This is a genomic window from Streptomyces sp. NPDC005794 (genome assembly GCF_042871445.1).
In the GTDB taxonomy this organism is placed as follows: Bacteria; Actinomycetota; Actinomycetes; order Streptomycetales; family Streptomycetaceae; genus Streptomyces.
In genome coordinates, this window is sequence record NZ_JBIAIN010000064.1 from 1 (window position 1) to 1219 (window position 1219).

The following is a 1219-nucleotide window of genomic DNA, read 5'->3' on the forward strand; positions in this document are numbered from 1 at the left end:
GCAGGAGGTGACCCGGCGCTTGGCGGTGATCACACCGATACGGGCGATGATTTTCTCGGTGCTTTTGTAGTGCCGTCCGCCGGCCGAGGCGACAAGCTTGTTCATCTCCTCGGTGGCCTTGGCCAGGCGCTTGGCCCGGGCGGCCTGCTGGCCTGCGGCGTTCGCGGTGGAGTGGACCAGGATCCGGCGGACGGTGAGTTCGGGATCGCTCTTCCTGGCACCCTTCAGAGTGTGGGTGTCCTCCAGCACCCGGTACTTCTCGCGCCGCTCGGCCGGCTTGTCCGCGTCCCGCTCGGGCACCCAGTCCACAACCGTGCCCCCTTCCAGATCCAGAGCGGCATAGACCTCGTCCTTGATCTGCGCGGCGGGCACCGGGGCGACGAAGTGCACTCCGGCCACCAGCAGCGCGGAGACATTGGCATAGGACACCAGCTTGGAGTCGGCGACCAGCAGGAAGTCGCGGGGCCCGGCCATCGTGCGCAGGTCCTTCATCGCGCCGACGACCTGGGAGACCTCGGCCGCCGGGCCGCCGAAGACCCGGGCATGCACCGGGATCCCGCCGTCGGCGGACACCGCGAGTCCGGCCTGGACCTGTTTCAGGTCCACCCGCCGGTCCTTGGGGTGCCCGTAGTTGATGACCGGGAAGTCCTCGTCCTGACCTTCGGCCGGGTAGTCCCCGTGGACGGACATGCTGGTCATGTCCCAGTGCAGGCGGGACACGTCGATGCCGAACTCGGCGATCGCCCTCGCCCCGACCGTCCCGGCAATGTGCTCCAGGTGCGGGGCGATCGCGTCCAGCGCCCGGGCGAGCCGGTCGTCATTGAGCAGGCCGGCGTCCATTCCGAAGACCTCTTCCACCGCCCAGGTCCGGGCCCAGTCCCCAACTCGCACCAGCGGTGCGGGCGCGGTCAGCCGGTTGGCGACCAGCGCCTCGATCACCTGCCCATGCGTGACCAGAGCACTGGCTCCACCAGGACAGACCGTGTCGACGATCCCGACCAGATCCAGCCGACGAGTGAACTCGGAAACGACAGGCAGAGCACCCAGACGTTTCTCCACCACGGACGTCACCGCTACTTCGAAACGCTGACGCTGAGACCGTGGCCGCGGGGATCGGGAAGACTTCGACACACCCCACCCAACGCCACACCACCGGTCCGGGACACGCCCGGACCGGTCACATCATACGAATCAACGACCCGCGAAGTCCGGGCCTAGA

The 1219-nt window shown here is 68.1% G+C and carries 1 protein-coding gene; it reads right to left on the reverse strand.

What is annotated here, in order from left to right; genetic code table 11:
* A partial coding sequence (locus tag ACFYQ5_RS36105; RefSeq protein ID WP_389203860.1) for an IS1634 family transposase occupies positions 1-1062 on the reverse strand: 1062 nt, incomplete at its 3' end.
* Positions 1063-1219 lie beyond the last annotated feature (157 nt).